Source organism: Delftia sp. GW456-R20 (assembly GCF_001622915.1).
In the GTDB taxonomy this organism is placed as follows: domain Bacteria; phylum Pseudomonadota; class Gammaproteobacteria; order Burkholderiales; family Burkholderiaceae_C; genus Comamonas; species Comamonas acidovorans.
Genome location: NZ_LWCN01000004.1, coordinates 2,540,406 through 2,557,348, shown reverse-complemented (window position 1 = coordinate 2,557,348; position 16,943 = coordinate 2,540,406). Strand labels below are relative to the sequence as shown.

The 16,943-nt window shown below is 65.0% G+C and carries 14 protein-coding genes; 9 read left to right on the top strand and 5 right to left on the bottom strand.

What is annotated here, in order from left to right; translation table 11 throughout:
- Nucleotides 1-393 precede the first annotated feature (393 nt).
- Nucleotides 394-1,551: a 3-deoxy-7-phosphoheptulonate synthase gene (locus A4F85_RS16740; protein ID WP_063327214.1), complete on the top strand. Its 1,158-nt coding sequence runs from the start codon at nt 394-396 to the stop codon at nt 1,549-1,551.
- 58 nt (nt 1,552-1,609) lie between these two features.
- Here the strand turns inward: A4F85_RS16740 and A4F85_RS16735 are convergent, their stop codons facing one another.
- On the bottom strand, nt 1,610-1,978 hold the full coding sequence (locus tag A4F85_RS16735; protein ID WP_013804098.1) for a YqcC family protein: 369 nt from the start codon (nt 1,976-1,978) through the stop codon (nt 1,610-1,612).
- A 259-nt stretch (nt 1,979-2,237) separates the two neighbouring features.
- Between A4F85_RS16735 and A4F85_RS16730 the strand changes: the two genes are divergently transcribed.
- A complete protein-coding gene (locus A4F85_RS16730) occupies nt 2,238-2,555 on the top strand; it encodes a hypothetical protein (RefSeq protein WP_012203420.1) in 318 nt (105 codons plus the stop codon).
- Nucleotides 2,556-2,629: 74 nt separating this feature from the next.
- On the opposite strand, the gene mpl is transcribed toward A4F85_RS16730, so the two are convergent.
- Nucleotides 2,630-4,069 (bottom strand): UDP-N-acetylmuramate:L-alanyl-gamma-D-glutamyl-meso-diaminopimelate ligase, encoded by a 1,440-nt coding sequence (gene mpl, locus A4F85_RS16725; protein WP_063327213.1) that lies wholly within the window; start codon nt 4,067-4,069, stop codon nt 2,630-2,632.
- Between the two features lie 244 nt (nt 4,070-4,313).
- Here mpl and A4F85_RS16720 point away from each other — a divergent pair, with 244 nt between their 5' ends.
- The 7 genes from A4F85_RS16720 to A4F85_RS16690 all read left to right on the top strand — a co-directional run bounded on the left by A4F85_RS16720 (nt 4,314) and on the right by A4F85_RS16690 (nt 10,956).
- The gene (locus tag A4F85_RS16720) at nt 4,314-4,922 is read left to right on the top strand and encodes a hypothetical protein (protein WP_013804096.1); all 609 of its coding nucleotides are present in this window, start codon (nt 4,314-4,316) and stop codon (nt 4,920-4,922) included.
- Nucleotides 4,923-4,968: 46 nt separating this feature from the next.
- Nucleotides 4,969-5,469, top strand: coding sequence for a TlpA family protein disulfide reductase (locus tag A4F85_RS16715; protein WP_034390512.1), 501 nt, complete (start codon nt 4,969-4,971; stop codon nt 5,467-5,469).
- A 145-nt stretch (nt 5,470-5,614) separates the two neighbouring features.
- Entirely contained in the window at nt 5,615-6,079 is a 465-nt protein-coding gene (accB, locus tag A4F85_RS16710) for an acetyl-CoA carboxylase biotin carboxyl carrier protein (RefSeq protein ID WP_012203424.1), read from the top strand.
- 132 nt (nt 6,080-6,211) lie between these two features.
- The gene (gene accC / locus A4F85_RS16705) at nt 6,212-7,576 is read left to right on the top strand and encodes an acetyl-CoA carboxylase biotin carboxylase subunit (RefSeq protein WP_012203425.1); all 1,365 of its coding nucleotides are present in this window, start codon (nt 6,212-6,214) and stop codon (nt 7,574-7,576) included.
- Nucleotides 7,577-7,660: 84 nt separating this feature from the next.
- Complete coding sequence (gene prmA, locus A4F85_RS16700; protein WP_012203426.1) at nt 7,661-8,551, top strand: 50S ribosomal protein L11 methyltransferase; 891 nt, start codon at nt 7,661-7,663, stop codon at nt 8,549-8,551.
- Between the two features lie 75 nt (nt 8,552-8,626).
- Nucleotides 8,627-10,018: a zinc-ribbon and DUF3426 domain-containing protein gene (locus tag A4F85_RS16695; RefSeq protein ID WP_063327212.1), complete on the top strand. Its 1,392-nt coding sequence runs from the start codon at nt 8,627-8,629 to the stop codon at nt 10,016-10,018.
- A 35-nt stretch (nt 10,019-10,053) separates the two neighbouring features.
- Nucleotides 10,054-10,956 carry a carbohydrate kinase family protein gene (locus A4F85_RS16690; protein ID WP_012203428.1) on the top strand — a complete coding sequence of 301 codons (903 nt, stop codon included), beginning with the start codon at nt 10,054-10,056 and terminating at the stop codon, nt 10,954-10,956.
- A 97-nt stretch (nt 10,957-11,053) separates the two neighbouring features.
- Here A4F85_RS16690 and A4F85_RS16685 read toward each other — a convergent pair whose 3' ends face one another.
- The 3 genes from A4F85_RS16685 to A4F85_RS16675 form a co-directional block, all read right to left on the bottom strand.
- On the bottom strand, nt 11,054-12,034 hold the full coding sequence (locus A4F85_RS16685) for a hypothetical protein (RefSeq protein ID WP_063328011.1): 981 nt from the start codon (nt 12,032-12,034) through the stop codon (nt 11,054-11,056).
- A 177-nt stretch (nt 12,035-12,211) separates the two neighbouring features.
- Entirely contained in the window at nt 12,212-13,303 is a 1,092-nt protein-coding gene (locus A4F85_RS16680; RefSeq protein WP_063328010.1) for a ribonucleotide-diphosphate reductase subunit beta, read from the bottom strand.
- Nucleotides 13,304-13,509: 206 nt separating this feature from the next.
- Nucleotides 13,510-16,431, bottom strand: a complete 2,922-nt coding sequence (locus A4F85_RS16675; protein WP_063327211.1) for a ribonucleoside-diphosphate reductase subunit alpha — start codon at nt 16,429-16,431, stop codon at nt 13,510-13,512.
- Between the last annotated feature and the right edge of the window lie 512 nt (nt 16,432-16,943).

Sequence of the window (16,943 nt, the reverse complement as noted above, 5' to 3'; positions counted from 1 at the left end):
CGTTTTCATGGCTGATGGCAATAAAACTGCATGGCATCGTGATTTTCTGCATATGCCTGAAGAATTTTTGCGTGAAACTGAGAAAAAAGCAGTTTTTTTGCGTCAATGATTTTGTGCTTTCTCTCTGTGGCACGGTGAAGGGCAGCTTCCCCGCCTTCATGTCCATGTTGCACTGCGAAAAATGACTGTGCTACATTCGATCCCCATGCAAGCCCGTGCCTCCTTCTACTTTTACTTTTGGTTCTCCTCCCCGGCGGAAGAGAGGTAAGCGCGCGCACCCGAACAAACCTCCCTCAAAACCGCCGAAGCTGTAAAGCCCGGCGGTTTTTTGTTTTTCCCTCCCGATTCTTCGCTCCGTTTTCCACGATCCATCTTTCCTCACGAAAGCAAGCAATGACTGCTCATCAAGCTTCCCTCGCCGATTCCTGGTATCGCGGCGGTTCCCAAAAGACTGGCCAAACCGACGACGCACGTATCAAGGACATCACCGTGTTGCCCCCTCCCGAGCACCTCATTCGCTTCTTCCCCATCCGCGGTACGGCCGTCGAAACCCTGATCGGCGACACCCGCCGCACCATCCACAACATCATGGCTGGCGAGGATGACCGCCTGCTGGTCATCGTCGGCCCCTGCTCCATCCACGATCCGGCGGCCGCCATCGAGTACGCGCGCCGCCTGGCGCCCATACGCGAGCAGTACAAGGACACGCTGGAGATCGTGATGCGCGTGTACTTCGAAAAGCCGCGCACCACCGTGGGCTGGAAGGGTTTGATCAACGATCCCTACCTGGACCAGAGCTACCGCATCGACGAAGGCCTGCGCATTGCGCGGCAACTGCTGATCGACATCAACCGCCTGGGCGTGCCGGCCGCCAGCGAGTTCCTGGACGTGATCTCGCCCCAGTACATCGCCGATCTGATCAGCTGGGGCGCCATCGGTGCGCGCACCACGGAAAGCCAGGTCCACCGTGAACTGGCCTCGGGCATCTCGGCGCCCATCGGCTTCAAGAACGGCACGGACGGCAACATCCGCATCGCCACCGACGCCATCCAGTCGGCCAGCCGCGGCCACCACTTCCTGTCCGTGCACAAGAATGGCCAGGTTGCCATCGTGAACACGGCGGGCAACCAGGATTGCCACGTCATCCTGCGCGGCGGCAAGACCCCCAACTACGACGCGGCCAACGTGGCCGCTGCCTGCGAGGATCTGGAAAAGGCCGGCCTGCCTCCCACGCTGATGGTGGACTGCAGCCACGCCAACAGCTCCAAGCAGCATGAGCGCCAAAAGGATGTGGCACGCGACATCGCCGGGCAGATCAGCGGCGGCTCGCGCAGCGTCTTCGGCGTGATGATCGAGGGCCATCTCGTGGGCGGTGCCCAGAAGTTCACGCCCGGCAAGGATGAGGTGGCTGCGCTGACCTATGGCCAGAGCATCACCGATGCCTGCCTGGGCTGGGATGATTCCCTGGCAACGCTGGTCGAGCTGTCCGACGCCGTGCAGCAGCGCCGCGTCAAGCATCCCGAGCCGGCTGCGGCCCTGGTTGCCGCCTGAGCCGGAAAAGAAAACGGGGCATGCATGCCCCGTTTTTTCCATGTCCCGGTTTTCTTGTTCAGTGCGGCGGCGTGGCGTCCGGCGGGGTCAGCCCGCCCTGGTTCAGCGTGTCGTCTATGCCCAGCAGCAGGACCAGCAACTGGCGCTTGTCGAATGCCACGGGCTGGCTCCATTCATGCTCGGCCAGTGGATGCACGTGGCTTTGGCAGGGCAGCTGGCCGCGGGCATCGACCACGGCACGCAGCCGGGGCAGGAAAACCCACTGCAGCCATTCGTGCAGCTTGAGCGTGTCGTACATGAACGGCATGGTCGATGCCATGGCCTCAGGGCTGGGCGCCACGGCCGACCAGAGGCTCTGGCTGCGCAACTCGTCTTCGAGTTGCTGCAACTGGTCGAGCAGTTTCTGGTGCGTGGTGTCGGTTGTCATGCGGTGAGGTCCATGAAAAAACGGGGCCAAATCTGTCGGCCATTGTACGTTTGCACCTTTGGGCAGGCGCGGGCAGGCCTTGAAACACCTGCTGGCGGCAGTGCCGACTCCAGCGCCGGTGCCAGTCTCTGGCACTTGAGGCATGTCAGCTTGCCCGGGGTGTGGAAAAGGCGCTTGCGGTTAAGCTCAGGGCATGAGTGACAGCCCTGTCTGCATGAGCAGGCACAGGGCCGTATCCCGTAATGAAGAGAGGAGTTCCATGCGCAGCGAAGTGATTGTGGTGTTGGATGCCGGACAAGAGTACCGCACGGACACCAGCGGGCTCACCCCCATGAGTTCCGATGAAGGACGGCATTGGCTGGACCAGCAGTTCATCTCCATGGACTGCGAACCCCTGCGCGCCAGCGGCAAGGTTCTGCTTGCCGACAAGCTGGTGGTGGTGGCGCGTGCGGCGCGTTCGCGCTCCGGGCTGTTCGACGACGAGCAATGGCGCAACAGCTATGCCGTGGCCGCCCAGGCCGTGCTGTCCAAGCCGCTGATCCGTGTCGATGTGCCGGCCATGTCCATCAGTTACTGACGACGGACAGATCGAGAGACAGCAAAGAAGCCTGGGCATGACCCGGGCTTCTTTCATTGGGGGCCTTGCCCGGTTCAGCCTGCGGCTTGCAGCGCCGCCAGCAGCTTGGGGTGAATGCCGCCGAAGCCGCCATTGCTCATGCACACCACGTGGTCACCGGGGCGGGCGGCTGAGCGGATCTGCCCGATCAGCGTATCGATGTCTGCAGCCACCTGCGCCTTGTGACCGGCTCCCACGCCCAGGGGGCGCAGCGCCTCGGCAGCATCCCAGTCCAGGCCGGCCGTGTGGCAGAACACCAGATCGGCGCTTTCCAGGGCCCAGGGCAGTTGCGACTTCATGGTGCCCAGCTTCATGGTGTTGCTGCGCGGCTCGAACACCGCCAGGATGCGTGCCTGGCTGCCGAGCTTGCGGCGCAGGCCGTCCAGCGTGGTGCGGATGGCCGTGGGATGGTGGGCGAAGTCGTCGTAGACGGACACGCCACCCGCCATGCCGCGCAGCTCCATGCGTCGCTTGACGTTCTGAAAGCGCGCCAGCGCTTCGCAGGCCTGCGCCGGCGTCACGCCCACATGCTCGGCCGCTGCAATGGCGGCCAGCGCATTGAGCTGGTTGTGCTCTCCGGTCAGTGCCCATTCCAGGCGCGCGACCTTGTGGCCACGGTGCAGCACGTCGAAGGCGCCGGGATCGCCCTGGGCACTGAAATCGCTGACCACCGCACCGAAGCTGGAGACCTCGCTCCAGCAGCCCTGGTGCAGCACGCGGGTGATGCTTTCCTCTATGCCGTTGACCACCAGCCGCCCGGAGGCGGGAACGGTGCGCACGAGATGGTGGAACTGGCGTTCGATGGCGCCGAGGTCCTCGAAGATGTCGGCGTGGTCGAACTCCAGGTTGTTGAGCACGGCCGTGCGCGGGCGGTAGTGCACGAACTTGCTGCGTTTGTCGAAGAAGGCCGTGTCGTATTCATCGGCCTCGATGACGAAGACGGGCTCCGCGCCGGCCGGCCCCTGACCTGGCGTCGGGCGGCTGGATGCGCCCAGGCGGGCCGAAACGCCGAAGTCCAGCGGCACGCCGCCGACCAGAAAGCCCGGAGCCAGGCCTGCGCATTCGAGAATCCAGGCCAGCATCGACGTCGTGGTCGTCTTGCCGTGGGTGCCGGCCACGGCCAGCACATGGCGCGGGCAGGACGGATGGTGCAGCACCTGTTCGCAAAGCCATTGCGGACCGCTGGTGTAGGGGGCGCCGCTTTCAAGAATCGCCTCCATCAGCGGGAACTTGGGGCTGCCGTCGGGCAGCCGCGCGCGGCTGACCACGTTGCCCACGACATACATGTCGGGTTGCAGGGCCATCTGGTCGGCGCCGTAGCCCTCGATCAGGTCGATGCCCAGTGCACGCAACTGATCGCTCATCGGCGGATAGACGCCGGCGTCGCAGCCTGTGACGCGGTGCCCAGCCTCGCGCGCCAGTGCGGCCAGTCCGCCCATGAAGGTGCCGCAGATGCCCAGAATATGTATGTGCATGGCCGGGCATTCTACGGTTGCCGTCATGTCCGGGAGGGCTGTCCTGCAAAAACAGGAGCTTGCGGCCCAGCAGGCACCGGGTCCCGGAAACACAAGGTTGCGAAATCGCCGTTGCAAGGCGCTGGCTGGAACGTGCAAAGCCCGTCTGCGGCCGGCGGTGCCGTGGCTTGGGTCACAATGGCCCGGGGCCCTCCGCAGGGAAGGCCTCTTATATATATGTAGGGATACAGCGGATCGGAAAGCCATGGACCAAGCCACTGCCGAAATTGCCCAGACCGCGGCCCGCCTCGTGGTCGAGGAAGGGCTGGAATGGGGGGCTGCCAAGCACCGCGCACTTCGCCAACTGGGGCTGCCCGCGCGCACCGCGCTGCCGGGCAACGACCTGGTGGAAGAGGCCGTGCGCGAATACATTGCCCTGTTCTGCGCCGACACCCAGCCCCAGGAACTGCAGGCCCTGCGCGAACTGGCCCTGCAATGGATGGACCGCCTGGCCGAGTTCCGGCCCCATCTGGCCGGCGCCGTCTGGCGCGGCACAGCCACCCGCCTGTCCGATATTTACCTGCAGCTGTTCTGCGACGACCCCAAGTCGGCCGAGATCGCGCTGATCAACCAGCATGTGGAGTACGAGCCCAGCACCGTCACCGGCTTTACGGGGCAGGCCGTGGAGGCCTTGAGCATCCACGCCTTCTGCCGCCCTTTGAACGAGTCCGTGGGCGTGCATCTGCTGGTGTATGACCATGATGATCTGCGTGGCGCACTCAAGCCCGACGGCCAGGGGCGCAGCCCGCGCGGCAGCGCCGAGGCGCTGCGCAGGCTGTTGGATCAGGATGAAGAGGAGGCCGACCGTGGCTGATTCAGTGGATGCAGGGCAAAACACATCTTCCCGCCGCCGTTGGCTGATGGGCGGCGTTGCCGCCGCCGCGGGCCTGGGTGGGGCAGGGTTTGCGTGGTGGCGTTTTCAGCCGCACGCCATGGATGCCAGTGCCGAAGAGCAGCTGTGGCAGCAGCGCTTCATCACGCCCGATGGCTCGGCCATGACGCTGTCGCGCTGGCGCGGCAAGCCGGTGCTGGTCAATTTCTGGGCCACCTGGTGCCCGCCCTGCGTGCGCGAGCTGCCCATGCTCGATGCCTTCTCGGCGCGCCAAAACCAACATGGTATTCAGGTCATTGGCCTGGCCGTGGACAAGCCGGAGGCCGTGCAGCGCTTCCTGGGTCGCACACCCCTGCGTTTCCCTGTGGCGCTGGCGGTGGAAGGCGGTCTGGGCCTGACCCGCTCGCTGGGCAATCTGCAGGGCGGACTGCCCTTCACCGTGCTGCTCGGCGAAGATGGCATGGTGCAGCAACGTAAAATAGGTGAGCTTACTACCGAAGATCTGGCTTCCTGGAGCGCAAAAGGCTGATTTTTCGCATCGTCGAAGCTGTGAAAGCTCAGGAAATGCCCTGAATTCCATGGCGACGTTGATGAAAAATATGCCTCAAAGCACGCAGAAGGGCGAAATTGGAGTAAATTCGCGCCCTATTTAGTTGTTAGCCGCTGGAGCTCCCATGGATTTGCGAAAACTCAAGACCCTCATTGATCTGGTGTCCGAATCGAACGTGTCGGAACTGGAGATCACCGAAGCAGAGGGCAAGGTCCGGATCGTCAAGAGCGAAGGCGCCGTGGTGCAGCACTATGTGGCAGCGCCCATGCAGGCTCCCATGGCCGCGCCGATGGCGGCACCCGTCGCCGCTGCCCCCGCAGCGCCCGTGGCGGCACCGGCCGAGGCAGCCGTCTCCGGCCACGTGGTGAAGTCGCCCATGGTCGGCACCTTCTACCGCGCCTCCAGCCCTGGCGGCAAGCCCTTCGTGGAAGTGGGCAACCAGGTCAAGGAAGGCGAGACCATCTGCATCATCGAGGCGATGAAGATTCTCAACGAGATCGAAGCCGACAAGAGCGGCACGATCACGCGCATCCTGGGCGAAAACGGCCAGGCGGTAGAGTACGGCCAGCCCCTGTTCGTGATCGAGTAACCTGCAGGCGAGCGATGCCGCAAGCGGCACGACGCCCTGGCGCGAACGCATGCCGCGGCGCGACAGAGCAATTGGCTCAACTGACGGCTTCGGCCTGCGTACCGGCGCAGGCACCAAGTCGCGAGGACCTTCATGTTTAAGAAAATTTTGGTTGCCAACCGGGGCGAGATTGCCCTGCGCATCCAGCGCGCCTGCCGTGAACTGGGCATCAAGGCGGTGATGGTGTATTCCGAGGCCGACCGTGACGCAAAGTACGTCAAGCTGGCCGATGAGGCCGTGTGCATCGGCCCCGCGCCTTCGCCGCTGAGCTACCTCAACATGCCGGCCATCATCTCGGCCGCCGAGGTGACCGACGCCGAGGCCATCCACCCCGGCTACGGCTTTCTCAGCGAGAACGCCGACTTTGCCGAGCGCGTGGAAAAGAGCGGTTTCACCTTCATCGGCCCCACGCCCGAGAACATCCGCACCATGGGTGACAAGGTCTCGGCCAAGCAGGCCATGATCAAGGCAGGCGTCCCCTGCGTGCCCGGCTCGGATGGAGAGCTGCCTGACGATCCCGTGCAGATCCGCCGCATCGCCAAGGCCGTGGGCTATCCGGTGATCATCAAGGCCGCAGGCGGCGGCGGTGGCCGTGGCATGCGCGTGGTGCATACCGAGGCGGCGCTGATCAATGCCGTGCAGATGACCAAGGCCGAGGCCGGTGCGGCCTTCGGTAATCCGGCCGTCTACATGGAAAAGTTCCTGCAGAACCCGCGCCATGTGGAAATCCAGATCCTGGCGGACAACCACCGCAACGCGGTCTACCTGGGCGAGCGCGACTGCTCCATGCAGCGCCGCCACCAGAAGGTCATCGAGGAAGCACCGGCTCCGGGCATTCCGCGCCGCCTGGTCGAGAAGATCGGCGAGCGCTGCGCCGCTGCCTGCAAGAAGCTGGGCTACCGTGGCGCCGGCACCTTCGAGTTCCTCTTTGAAAACGGCGAGTTCTACTTCATCGAGATGAACACCCGCGTGCAGGTGGAGCATCCGGTGACCGAACTGATCACGGGCGTGGACATCGTGCGCACCCAGATCATGGTGGCCGCAGGCGAGAAGCTGCCCTTCACCCAGCGCCAGATCAATGCCCAGCTCAAGGGCCATGCGATCGAGTGCCGCGTGAATGCCGAGGATCCCTACAACTTCATGCCGTCGCCGGGCCGCATCACCATGTGGCATGCCCCCGGTGGCCCCGGCGTGCGCGTGGACTCGCACGTCTACAACAACTACTTCGTGCCGCCGAACTACGACTCCATGATCGGCAAGATCATCGTCCATGGCGACACGCGCGAGCAGGCGCTGGCGCGCATGCGCACGGCGCTGCTGGAGACCGTGGTCGAAGGCATCAAGACCAATATCCCGCTGCATCAGGATCTGATGGTGGACGCCAAGTTCATGGAAGGCGGCACCAACATCCATTACCTGGAAGAGTGGCTGGCGCACCGCAACGCCAACAAGCGTTGAGCAGGTCGCCCGATTGACCCTGCATGCTGGCCCCCGGCGACGGCGGCCAGCATTTTCATTTATTGCATAGAAAAGGATGGGCCCATGTTCGAGTTGAGCCTGCTGTGCCCGGAAGACCGGGTTGAGACCGTCAGCGATGCGCTGGATGCGCTGGACGCCCTGAGCGTATCGGTGGAGGATGCCGACGCGCAGACCGAGGCCGAGCAAGCCCTGTTCGGCGAGCCCGGCATGCCGCCGCCCAAGGACGGCTGGCAGCGCAGCCGCCTGGTGGCGCTGTTCCCCTCGCAGCAAGCGGCCGAAGAGGCGCGTGATCTGCTGCTGCCCCAGGACTTCTTCGAGGGCTGCAGCATCATCGCCGTCAAGCAGGTGCCGGAGCAGGACTGGGTGCGCCTGACGCAGTCGCAGTTCGCCCCGGTGGACATCACGCCCGAATTCTGGATTGTTCCCACCTGGCACGAGCTGCCGCCCGAGGCGCGCGTGAGCATCCGCCTGGACCCGGGCCTGGCCTTTGGCACGGGCACGCACCCGACCACGCGCATGTGCCTGCGCTGGATCGCCCGCCAGCCCCAAGGCAGTCTTGGCCGCACGCTGGACTACGGCTGCGGCTCGGGCATCCTGGCCATTGGCGCTGCCAAGTTCGGTGCCACCGACATCGACGCGGTGGACATCGACCCGGCAGCCGTGGAGTCCACGCGCTACAACGCCGATGCCAACGCCGTGCAACTGAAGGCGGGCCTGCCCGATGCCGGCAACGGCGAATACCGCACCGTGCTGGCCAACATCCTGGCCACACCGCTCAAGGTGCTGGCGCCGCTGCTGTGCGGCCGTGTGGCAGCGGGTGGAAGCCTGGTGCTGGCCGGTATCCTGGAGCGCCAGGCCGACGAGCTCAAGGAGGCCTATGCGCCGTACCTGGCGCTGGAAGTGGCCGACAGCGAAGATGGCTGGATCCTGATGACCGCGCGCCGCGCGGCCTGATTTCCGGCCCGAGTCCCCGCGCGGCCGCCGCCTTCGTGGCGCGGGCCGCGAGCAGCTGCCTACAATCGATCGCTGATGAGCCAAGTCACCCGCTGTCCTGCCTGTGGAACCCGCTTCAAAGTGGTGGCCGACCAGCTGCGAATTTCGCAGGGGTGGGTGCGCTGCGGCGTCTGCCATGAAGTGTTCGATGCCTCCGAGGATCTGCAGCCCCTGCCCACGGCACCTGTGAACGCGGCCGGCACCTCGGTGGCCGGCACTCCGGTGGCTGGCGGGGCATCGCACAACCCGGCCGAATTCGAGGACGATGACATCCGCGAATTCAGGGAATCCATGTGGCTGCCGACGGCGCCGAGCGGATTGCCGGGGCGGGGCGCATCGGGGCCTGCTGCACCTGTTGCACCCGTTGCGCCCTCTGTACCTGCCGCACCTGCCGCACCTGCGGTATCCACCGCAACCACGGCTGCCGCTGCCAGTGCCGAGCCTTCGCCGTCCATGCCGCCGGCCGAGGTACCGGCTCCTGAGGCTCCGCCTTCGCCCCCTGTGACCGCGAAGGACCCCTCCGCCAGCGCCGCCGAAGAGTCGGGCAGCGCGCTGCCTGGAGCGTCGCTGGTGGACGAGATCCTGGCTGCGTCCCGGGCAGCGCTGAAGTCTCCGCCCGCCGCCCAGGCCGGGCAAGCCGTTGACGGCCTGCTCGGACCCGAGCCTGACACTGCGGCTCCTGTGCCCGCACCGGCAAAGGATGAGGAAGGCGTGCCGTTCACACGGCCCCATAAGCCATCCGACAAGTCATCTGACAAGTCGTCCGATGCGCCTGCGCCGTCCGTGCCAACCGGCCTGCTGCGGGAATCGGAGCCGCAGGCGCAGGCCTCCGTGCCTTCGCCGGAGTTCTCCCGCTGGCCGGACAGCGATGGCGAGGGCAGCGGTGAGGCTGCGCCCGCGCTGCCCGAGGCCGAGCCCGGCTTTGTGCGCCAGGCGCGGCGCAAGGCCTTCTGGCGCCGGCCTGCCGTGCGCGTGGCGCTTGTGCTGGGCAGCCTGCTGGGCGTGGGCGCCTTGGCAGGCCAGGTCATGTGGGGCCAGCGCGATGCGCTGGCCGTGCAGCATCCTTCGCTGGCGCCCGCGCTGCAGGCCCTGTGCGCCATGGCGGGCTGCGAGCTGCAGCCGCGCCGCCAGATCGGCGACGTGGTGATCGGCAGTTCGGGCTTTCGGCAGTTGCCGCGCAGCGGCCAGTACCAGTGGAGCCTGAGCCTGGAGAACCGTTCCGACTTCCCCGTGGCCATGCCCGCTGTCGAACTCACGCTCACCGATGCCCAGGACAAGCTGCTGCTGCGGCGCGTGATCCGGCTTGACCAGTTCGGCGCGCCCGCGCAGATCGAGGGCCATGGCGAGTGGAGCGTGACGGCCCCGGTCGAAGTGCAAGGCCTGGAGGCGGCCGTGGCCGGCTATCGCGCCCTGGTTTTTTATCCCTGAATCCCCCTGACTTTTCAAGAAAGCCGAGACACACCATGGCCGCTCTCATCTGCGGATCGCTTGCGTTCGACAACATCATGACCTTCGAGGGAAGGTTTGCCGACCAGATCCTGCCTGACCAGTTGCACATCCTCAATGTGTCCTTCCTGGTGCCCACGCTGCGCCGCGATTTCGGCGGCTGCGCCGGCAACATCGCCTACGCCCTGCGTTTGCTGGGCGGCGATGCCTGGCCCATGGCCATGGTGGGCAGCGACGGCGCCGACTATGTGCAGCGCCTCGACGAACTGGGCGTGCAGACCGCGCACATCGGCCAGCTGCAGGACACGCACACGGCCCAGTGCATGATCATGACGGACCGTGACAATAACCAGATCACGGCCTTCCACCCGGGCGCCATGATGCAGGCCCACGGCAACCGCATCACGCCAGAGCTCAAGGAGCAGGTGCGCGTGGGCATCATTGCGCCCGATGGCCGCCAGGCCATGCTCGAGCATGCCCAGCAGTTCAAGGCGGCCGGCATTCCCTTTGTGTTCGATCCAGGCCAGGGCCTGCCCATGTTCGATGGACAGGAGCTGCGCAGCTTCATCGAGCAGGCTGACTGGGTGGCCGTGAACGACTACGAGGCCCGCATGCTCAGCGAGCGCACGGGCTGGAGCCTGGAGCAGATTTCCGGGCAGGTGCAAGGCCTGGTGGTGACGCTGGGGGCAGAGGGCTGCGAGGTCTGGGTGCAAGGCGCCAAGACCCTGGTGGCGCCGGTGCAGCCCGCCGCCGTGGTCGATCCCACGGGATGTGGCGACGCATGGCGTGGCGCCATGCTGTTCGGCCTGGAGCGTGGCTGGGACCTGGTGCGTTGCGCCGAACTGGGCAACCGCCTGGGCGCGCTCAAGATTGCCAGCCGTGGCCCGCAGAACTACGTGCTGGACTTCGCCCAGCCCTGAAGCCGGGATCACCGGCCGGCGGCGCAGCCGCCGTCTTCACAATGAAAAAAGCCCGACTCCAAAGAGCCGGGCTTTTTGCTTTGAGACCGGAAAAGTCTCAGGGCTTGTTGCCTGTGGGGAAGGGCCATGCGGCTTGGGGAGCCAGGCGGGTTTGCGCGATGGGCGCGGGTGCGGCAGCGGGAGCTGCAGGCGCGGCAGCGGCGGGAGCTGCTGCGGCCTTCTTGGGGGCAGCGGCCTTCTTCGGGGCTGCAGCCTTCTTGGCGGGAGCGGCAGGAGCTGCTGCGGCCTTGGCGGGCGCTGCGGCAGGCTTGGCAGCTGCAGCGGGCTTCTTGGCAGCAGCAGGAGCGGCAGCCTTCTTGGCGGGAGCAGCGGCCTTCTTCGCGGCAGGTGCAGCAGCCTTTGTGGCAGCGGGAGCAGCGGCCTTCTTGGCAGCAGGAGCAGCAGCCTTCTTGGCAGGAGCAGCGGCCTTCTTTGCGGCAGGTGCAGCAGCCTTCTTGGCGGGAGCGGCGGCCTTCTTTGCAGCAGGAGCAGCAGCCTTCTTGGCGGGAGCGGCAGCCTTCTTTGCAGCAGGAGCAGCAGCCTTCTTGGCAGGAGCGGCGGCCTTCTTTGCAGCAGGAGCAGCAGCCTTCTTGGCGGGAGCGGCGGCCTTCTTCGCAGCAGGAGCAGCAGCCTTCTTGGCGGGAGCGGCAGCCTTCTTCGCAGCAGGAGCAGCAGCCTTCTTGGCAGGAGCGGCAGCCTTCTTCGCAGCAGGAGCAGCAGCCTTCTTGGCGGGAGCGGCAGCCTTCTTCGCAGCAGGAGCAGCAGCCTTCTTGGCAGGAGCGGCAGCCTTCTTCGCAGCAGGAGCAGCAGCCTTCTTGGCAGGAGCGGCAGCCTTCTTTGCAGCAGGTGCAGCGGCCTTCTTGGCAGCAGGAGCTGCAGCCTTCTTCACAGCAGGTGCAGCAGCCTTCTTGACGGGTGCTGCCTTGGCAGTGGCCGTGGTTTTCTTCACGGTTTCAGCCTTGGGAGCAGCCGCCTTTTTGGCAGTGGTCTTCTTGTCGGTGGGGGCCTTGGTGGAGGCCGTCTTCTTCGCAGTTGCCATCATCTTCTCCTTCGTTGATTTGCACAAAACACTTCGGGGTACGGGGCTCCGAAGCGATCCAAAGCGATGTGGAGTGACGCATCGCAATGAACACGGAGACGCCCCACGCCGCAACACCATCGGTATTGCAAAAGCGTGAAGCGCGTCATGGTTCGCATTGTGCCTGCAGAGAAGCGATTAATCCCAGGAAAGTGCGCCGCCGGTTTGATACTCGATGACGCGTGTCTCAAAGAAGTTACGTTCCTTCTTCAAATCGATCATCTCGCTCATCCAGGGGAACGGGTTTTCCTCGTTGGGGAACAGGGCCTCAAGGCCGATCTGCGTGGCGCGGCGGTTGGCAATGTAGCGCAGGTAGCCCTTGAACATCGATGCGTTCATTCCGAGCACGCCGCGCGGCATGGTGTCCTCTGCGTAGCGGTATTCCAGCTCGACGGCCTTGACGAAAAGCGCCGTGATTTCTTCCTTGAATTCGGCTGTCCACAGCTGTGGATTTTCGAGCTTGAGCTGGTTGATCAGGTCGATGCCGAAGTTGCAGTGCATGGACTCGTCGCGCAGGATGTATTGGTACTGCTCGGCGGCGCCGGTCATCTTGTTCTGGCGGCCCAGCGCAAGGATCTGCGTGAAGCCCACGTAGAAGAACAGGCCCTCCATCAGGCAGGCGAAAACGATCAGCGACTTGAGCAGGGTCTGGTCGGTTTCGAAGGTGCCGGTCTTGAAGGCGGGGTCCATGATCGCTTCGATGAAGGGGATCAGGAATTCGTCCTTGTCGCGGATGGAGGGGACTTCGAGATAGGCGTTGAAGATCTCGCCCTCATCCAGGCCCAGCGACTCCACGATGTACTGGTAGGCGTGGGTGTGGATGGCTTCCTCGAAGGCCTGGCGCAGCAGGAACTGGCGGCACTCGGGAGCCGTGATGTGGCGGTAGGTGCCCAGCACGATGTTGTTGGCGGCCAGCGAATCGGCCGTCACGAAGAAGCCCAGGTTGCGCTTGATGATGCGGCGCTCGTCCTCGGTCAGGCCGTTGGGGTCCTTCCACAGGGCGATGTCGCGGTTCATGTTCACTTCCTGCGGCATCCAGTGGTTGGCGCAGGTGGCCAGGTACTTTTCCCAGGCCCACTTGTACTTGAACGGCACCAGCTGATTGACGTCGGTCTTGGCATTGATGATGCGCTTGTCTGCGGCATTCACGCGCTTGTGTGTGGTGCTCGGCGCAGCCTCCGCGCCGCTGGGCGTGTTCGAGAGGGTGGCGTCGTCGTCAAAGGTCAGCATTGCAAATTTCTCCGGCATGCCCTGGGGCATATGTTCAGTTCATTCGGTGCGAAAGAGTCCTCTCTTTCTGCTCCGGTCAATGTAGGACCATGGGTGGCCTGGCGTGTTGAGCAGGCCCAAGGTCCATGGCGAAGATCCTGCGCATGGCGCTGGCTGGCGGGCAGGGCGCGGGGCCTGCGCCGTGGCGAGGCCCCGCGCTGCGCGGCTTACTGGCAGGCTTCGCAGCCGGGATCGTCGATGGCGCAGAACTTGATGTCCGTCGCCGGTGCCTGGGCGCGTGCGGCGGCTGCCGCGGCTTCCAGGGCGCTGGAGGTGTTCACGGCGGCAGGCTGTGCGGCGGCGGCCGAGGGCACGGCGTTGAGCACGCGGCTTTGCACCGTGGACTTCTCGATGTTGGTGGCGCTGGTGGTGCGCAGGTAGTAGGTGGTCTTCAGACCGCGCAGCCAGGCCAGCTTGTAGGTGTCGTCCAGCTTCTTGCCCGATGCACCGGCCATGTAGATGTTCAGGCTCTGGGCCTGGTCGATCCACTTCTGGCGGCGCGCAGCGGCCTCGACCAGCCAGGTGGGCTCGACCTCGAAGGCGGTGGCGTACAGGCTCTTGACGCCCTGGGGCACGCGGTCGATGGGGCGCAGCGAGCCGTCGAAGTGCTTGAGGTCCATGACCATCACGTCGTCCCACAGGCCCAGGCGCTTCAGGTCACGCACCAGGTACTGGTTGATGACGGTGAACTCGCCGGACAGGTTGGACTTGACCGACAGGTTGCCGAACGAGGGCTCGATGGAGGCATCGACGCCGACGATGTTGGAGATGGTCGCCGTGGGCGCGATGGCCACGCAGTTGGAGTTGCGCATGCCGTGCTGGCCGATCTTGGCGCGCAGGGCATCCCAGTCCAGGCGCGAGGAGCGGTCCACTTCCACATAGCCGCCGCGTGCCTTCTCCAGCAGGTTCAGCGTGTCCAGCGGCAGGATGCCCTGGTCCCACAGCGAGCCCTTGTAGCTGGAGTACTGGCCGCGTTCCTTGGCCAGCTCGGTGGAGGCCCAGTAGGCGTAGTAGCAGATGGCTTCCATCGACTGGTCGGCGAACTCCACGGCCGCGTCGCTGGCGTAGGCGATGCGCATTTCATAGAGCGCATCCTGGAAGCCCATCAGGCCCAGGCCCACGGGGCGGTGGCGCAGGTTGGAGTCCTTGGCCTTCTGCACGGCGTAGTAGTTGATGTCGATCACGTTGTCCAGCATGCGCATGGCCGTGGTGATGGTCTTGCGCAGCTTGCCGTGGTCGATGGCGCCATCGACGATGTGGCGCGCCAGGTTGACCGAGCCCAGGTTGCAGACGGCGGTCTCGGTGTCGCTGGTGTTCAGCGTGATCTCGGTGCACAGGTTGGACGAGTGCACCACGCCGGCGTGCTGCTGAGGCGAGCGCACGTTGCAGGGGTCCTTGAAGGTGACCCAGGGGTGGCCGGTCTCGAACAGCATGGACAGCATCTTGCGCCACAGGTCCATGGCCGGGATGCGCTTGAACAGCTTGAGTTCGCCGTTGTCGGCCTTGGTTTCGTAGGCCTTGTAGGCGTGCTCGAAGGCGGCACCGAAGAGGTCGTGCAGGTCGCCGACATCGGAGGGCGAGAACAGGGTCCAGTGGCCCTTTTCCATGACGCGCTTCATGAACAGGTCGGGAATCCAGTTCGCCGTGTTCATGTCGTGCGTGCGGCGGCGGTCGTCGCCGGTGTTCTTGCGCAGTTCGAGGAATTCCTCGATGTCCAGGTGCCAGGTCTCCAGGTAGGTGCAGACGGCGCCCTTGCGCTTGCCGCCCTGGTTCACGGCCACGGCCGTGTCGTTGACCACCTTGAGGAAGGGCACCACGCCCTGCGACTCGCCGTTCGTGCCCTTGATGCGCGAACCCAGGGCGCGCACGCGCGTCCAGTCGTTGCCCAGGCCGCCGGCGAACTTGGACAGCAGGGCGTTTTCCTTGATGGACTCATAGATGCCGTCCAGATCGTCGGGCACCGTGGTCAGGTAGCAGGAAGACAGCTGCGAGCGCAGCGTGCCGCTGTTGAACAGCGTGGGCGTGCTGCTCATGAAGTCGAAGGACGACAGCAGCTCGTAGAACTCGATGGCGCGTGCATTGCGGTCCTCTTCCTGCAGCGCCAGGCCCATGGCCACGCGCATGAAGAAGGACTGGGGCAGCTCGATGCGCGTCTTGCGCACGTGCAGGAAGTAGCGGTCGTACAGGGTCTGCAGGCCCAGGTAGTCGAACTGCTCGTCGCGCTCGGCCTTGATGGCGGCAGCCAGGCGGGGCAGGTCGTAGTTCAGCAGCTCGGGGTTGAGCAGCTCGTTGTCCACGCCCTTGCGGATGAAGCCGGGGAAGTACTCTGCGTAGGCCGCCTGGATGTCGGCCGGGTGCACGTCACGGCCCATGACCTCGCGCACGATCGTGTGCAGCAGCAGGCGGGCGGTGACGTAGGTGTAGTCGGGGTCTTTCTCGATCAGCGTGCGGGCGGCCAGGATGGAGGCCTTGAAGACTTCTTCGATCGGCACGCCGTCGTACAGGTTGCGCAGCGTCTCGGCGACGATGGGGGCGGCCTGGATATCGGCGTTGAGGTTGCGGCAGGACGCCTCGATCAGCGCCAGCAGGCGGGCCTGGTCCAGCGGCACGCGCTGGCCGTTGTCGGTCACATGCAGCACGGGCGCCGGTGCGGCGGCGGCAACCGCTGCGGCCTCGGCGGCCTTCTTTTGCTCGGCACGTTCCTGGTTGCGGCGGTCGCGGTACAGCACGTAGGCGCGCGCCACGTCGTGGTGGCCGCCGCGCATCAGGCCCAGTTCGACCTGGTCCTGCACATCTTCAATATGGAAGGTGCCGCCGCCCGGACGCGAGCGCAGCAGTGCGCGAACCACGGCCTGGGTCAGCTCGTCCACGGTCTCGCGCACGCTGGCGGAGGCCGCGCCCTGGGCTCCGCGCACGGCCAGGAAGGCCTTGGTCAGCGCGACGGCGATCTTTTGTGGCGTGAAGGGCACCACATCGCCGCTGCGGCGGATGATCTGGTAGCCGTCCTGCACGGACAGGTGATGGGCGGAGGAAGGATTGGCAGCATCACCGTGCGCAGCGGGAGCCAAAGAATTCAGTGCTTCTTGCATGAGTTTCCTCAACGGGTGTTTGTGGATAGAACGGACGCGGACCTGCACTTGGGGCAGGCTTGCTGGGAGATGGAATCGGGGTCGGATGTACACACCGTTTTCACAGGGTGTGCACAGCTTGTGAACACTAGATATGGTGTCCAGCGTGCTTCTGGGCACTACCTGTAGTGTATCGCCGTCTCATGTACACGGGGTACTCACGGCCGGAAAACCGCTGTTTGCGCTGCGCCAAACGGGTGCACAACCTACAAGCCAATAGCAGCAAAGGCCCGCTGCGCCGTGGCTTGCGGGCGATGGTCCGCCGCAAGCCGCGGCAGCCTTGGCCCTGCGCCGGTCGGACCGCTGAAAGCCCCATGGACAGTGGGGCTGCGACACATGCGTGAATTTGTAAAAAATGATCAGGCAGCCGCTGCGTGCGCCGGGCGCGCCACATCGGTTGCTTTCTGGATTGACAGACCCTTTGTCCTCTGCCTGTGGACAAGCGGGATTTTGCGCAAGACCTGGCGGTGCCT

Bases quoted from the DNA above. Each gene is read 5' to 3' on its own strand.
- A4F85_RS16715 (WP_034390512.1), top strand. From the start codon at position 4,969: ATGGGCGGCGTTGCCGCCGCCGCGGGCCTGGGTGGGGCAGGGTTTGCG.
- A4F85_RS16675 (WP_063327211.1), bottom strand. From the start codon at position 16,431: ATGCAAGAAGCACTGAATTCTTTGGCTCCCGCTGCGCACGGTGATGCT.
- mpl (WP_063327213.1), bottom strand. From the start codon at position 4,069: ATGCACATACATATTCTGGGCATCTGCGGCACCTTCATGGGCGGACTG.
- prmA (WP_012203426.1), top strand. From the start codon at position 7,661: ATGTTCGAGTTGAGCCTGCTGTGCCCGGAAGACCGGGTTGAGACCGTC.
- accC (WP_012203425.1), top strand. From the start codon at position 6,212: ATGTTTAAGAAAATTTTGGTTGCCAACCGGGGCGAGATTGCCCTGCGC.
- A4F85_RS16690 (WP_012203428.1), top strand. From the start codon at position 10,054: ATGGCCGCTCTCATCTGCGGATCGCTTGCGTTCGACAACATCATGACC.
- A4F85_RS16695 (WP_063327212.1), top strand. From the start codon at position 8,627: ATGAGCCAAGTCACCCGCTGTCCTGCCTGTGGAACCCGCTTCAAAGTG.
- A4F85_RS16730 (WP_012203420.1), top strand. From the start codon at position 2,238: ATGCGCAGCGAAGTGATTGTGGTGTTGGATGCCGGACAAGAGTACCGC.
- A4F85_RS16685 (WP_063328011.1), bottom strand. From the start codon at position 12,034: ATGGCAACTGCGAAGAAGACGGCCTCCACCAAGGCCCCCACCGACAAG.
- accB (WP_012203424.1), top strand. From the start codon at position 5,615: ATGGATTTGCGAAAACTCAAGACCCTCATTGATCTGGTGTCCGAATCG.
- A4F85_RS16735 (WP_013804098.1), bottom strand. From the start codon at position 1,978: ATGACAACCGACACCACGCACCAGAAACTGCTCGACCAGTTGCAGCAA.
- A4F85_RS16720 (WP_013804096.1), top strand. From the start codon at position 4,314: ATGGACCAAGCCACTGCCGAAATTGCCCAGACCGCGGCCCGCCTCGTG.
- A4F85_RS16740 (WP_063327214.1), top strand. From the start codon at position 394: ATGACTGCTCATCAAGCTTCCCTCGCCGATTCCTGGTATCGCGGCGGT.
- A4F85_RS16680 (WP_063328010.1), bottom strand. From the start codon at position 13,303: ATGCTGACCTTTGACGACGACGCCACCCTCTCGAACACGCCCAGCGGC.